1 protein-coding gene and 1 pseudogene are annotated in these 2517 nt (G+C 67.9%); one reads left to right on the forward strand and one right to left on the reverse strand.

Annotated elements, in window-relative coordinates; translation table 11 throughout:
* A pseudogene (locus ACR2JI_RS08795) lies at positions 1-125 on the reverse strand (precorrin-3B synthase); the annotation flags it as partial.
* A gap of 17 nt (positions 126-142) precedes the next feature.
* Here ACR2JI_RS08795 and ACR2JI_RS08800 point away from each other — a divergent pair.
* On the forward strand, positions 143-2517 hold a 2375-nt coding region (locus ACR2JI_RS08800), incomplete at its 3' end, for a cobaltochelatase subunit CobN (protein ID WP_526389701.1).

Raw genomic sequence — 2517 nt, forward strand, 5'->3', positions numbered from 1 at the left:
AGCGCCTCCAGCTGGGCGGCGGTGATCATGCCGCCGGGCAACCGCACCCGGGCCAGCGCGCCGTCGGCTGCCTGATGCACGGTCAGCGCACCGGGGCAGGCATCCTCGTCGCGGGTCCGGGCCACCGGTTTACGGTACTGGGGTGCCCCGGCCCACCGTTCTGTTGCTCTCGACCTCCGATACCGACCTGATCACCGCCCGAGCCAGCGGGGCGGGCTACCGGTGGGCGAACCCGACCCGATTGGCCGAGGGTCAGCTCGCCGAGCTGCTCGACGGCGCGGCGGTCGTGGTGGTTCGGGTGCTGGGCGGCTATCGGGCGTTGCCGAAGACGATCGACACGGTCATCGCGAGCAGGGTTCCGGCCGTGGTGGTCAGTGGTGAACAGGCACCCGACGCCGATCTGATGGAGCGCTCCACCGTGCCCGCCGGGATCGCCGTGCAGGCGCATACCTACCTGGCCGAGGGCGGGGTGGCCAACCTGGGCCAGCTGCACGACTTCCTCTGCGACACCGTGCTGATGACCGGTTACGGGTTCAGCCCGCCGGCGGCCACACCGCCGTGGGGGATGCTCGAGCGCTCCTGTGCCACCGGGGCCGGCTGTCCATCCGGCACTCCCTGCTTCTCTGTGCAGTCGATGGTCGCCGCCCGTGCCGGCCTGTCCGTTGACGCCCCAAGGATCGCCGTCCTCTACTACCGCGCCCAGCAACTGGCCGGGAACACCGCCTATGTGGAAGCGCTCTGCTGCGCAATCGAGCGGGCCGGTGGCCGGCCGGTGCCGGTGTACTGCACATCGCTGCGGACCCCGGAACCTGAACTGCTCGACGTGCTCCGTGGCGTCGATGCGATGGTGGTGACGGTTCTGGCCGCCGGGGCTGCGGTGCCGGCAGCAGTGACCGCCGGTGGCGACGACGACAGCTGGAACGTAAAACACCTTGCGGCTCTGGATATCCCGATCCTGCAGGGGCTCTGTCTGACCAGTTCCCGTGCCCAATGGCTGGCCAACGACAGTGGCCTGAGTCCCCGTGATGTGGCCACCCAGGTTGCGGTGCCCGAATTCGACGGCCGCGTCATCACGGTCCCATTCTCATTCAAGGAGATCGATGACGAGGGACTGATCTCGTATGTGCCCGATCCCGAACGGTGCGCCCGGGTCGCCGGACTGGCCGTCAAATACGCGACACTGCGGCATGTCACGGCGCCGGACAAGCGCGTCGCACTGATGTTCTCGGCATACCCGACCAAATACTCCCGAATTGGCAATGCGGTCGGCTTGGATACCCCGGCCAGCACGATTTCACTGCTGAATGCTCTGCGCGACAACGGGTATCGAATCGGTGAGGTTCCCGGTCTGGCCAGCGGTGACGGCGACGCACTGATGCATGCGCTGATCGAACTCGGCGGGCTCGACGAAGACTGGCTCACCGACGGGCAGTTGGCCGAACGGGCGATCCGGATTCCCGCAGCCCGGTACCGCGAGTGGTTCGGCACCCTTCCCGTGGAACTGCGTGACGCCATGGTGCAGCACTGGGGGCCGCCGCCGGGTGAACTGTTCGTCGACCGGAGCCGTGATCCCGATGGCGAGATCGTCGTCGCCGCAATACAATCCGAGAACATCGTGATTCTCGTGCAGCCCCCTCGCGGGTTCGGCGAAAACCCGATTGCCATCTACCACGACCCCGATCTGCCGCCCAGCCACCACTACCTCGGCACCTACTTCTGGCTGCGGCATGAATTCGGCGCCCACGCCATGGTGCATCTGGGCAAGCACGGCAATCTGGAATGGCTGCCGGGTAAGAACGTCGGAATGTCGGCCAACTGCGGCCCCGATGCGGCGCTGGGCGACCTGCCGCTCATCTACCCGTTCCTGGTCAATGACCCCGGCGAGGGAACCCAGGCCAAGCGGCGGGCGCACGCCACCATCGTCGACCACCTGATCCCGCCGATGGCGCGTGCGGAGAGTTACGGGGACACCGCCCGGCTGGAGCAACTGCTCGACGAGCACGCGAATATCGCGGCGCTTGACCCGGCCAAGCTGCCGGCGATCCGCCAGCAGATCTGGACGCTGATGAGCGCGGCCAAGATGGATCACGATCTCGGGCTGGCCGAACGCCCTGAGGACGACTCCTTCGACGACATGCTGCTGGGAGTCGACGGCTGGCTGTGCGAGATCAAGGACGTCCAGATCCGCGACGGCCTGCACGTCCTGGGCGTGACTCCGGCGGGGGAGGCCGAATTGGACATGGTGCTGGCCATCCTGCGCTCCCGACAACTGTTCGGCGGAGAGCAGAGCCTGCCCGGTCTGCGCAATGCCCTGGGTCTCGCCGAGGACGGTACCGACGACCGTGCGGCCGTCGACGACGCCGAGGAGCAGGCCCGCGGACTGCTGGCCGCCCTGCAGGCCCGCGGCTGGGATGCCGGCTGCGTCGACGGGCTGACCTCGGATCCCGGTATCGCCCGGATCCTGAGGTTCGCAGCCGAGGAGGTGGTGCCGAGGCTGGCCGGCACCGCCGAGGAGAT

It is taken from the genome of Mycobacterium sp., assembly GCF_051006775.1.
GTDB lineage: Bacteria > Actinomycetota > Actinomycetes > Mycobacteriales > Mycobacteriaceae > Mycobacterium.